This window comes from Rhodococcus sp. IEGM 1305 (assembly GCF_030058635.1).
In the GTDB taxonomy this organism is placed as follows: Bacteria; Actinomycetota; Actinomycetes; order Mycobacteriales; family Mycobacteriaceae; genus Rhodococcus_F; species Rhodococcus_F opacus_D.
Map to the genome: position 1 here is coordinate 1 of NZ_JASHKX010000094.1, position 212 is coordinate 212.

Sequence of the window (212 nt, forward strand, 5' to 3'; positions counted from 1 at the left end):
GTGTCGTTGCGGGGTGTTCGGGGCCGCCGGTGCGGTCGAGCAGGTTCCGTTTTTCGTCGGCGTCGAGGAGGTCGAGGTCACCGACCGGGCTGTCGGGATCGGCCACCGCTGCCTCGAGGAGTCGGGTGAATCGGTCGGCGAAGCCGCGGACGGTGTCCTCGTCGAACAGGTCCTGCGCGTATGTCAGCGCGGCGGTCAAACCCTGAGCGGCA

At 68.9% G+C, this 212-nt stretch carries 1 protein-coding gene; it reads right to left on the bottom strand.

From position 1 onward, the window contains the following. A partial coding sequence (locus QM693_RS37535; protein WP_283354839.1) for a condensation domain-containing protein occupies positions 1 to 212 on the bottom strand: 212 nt, incomplete at both ends.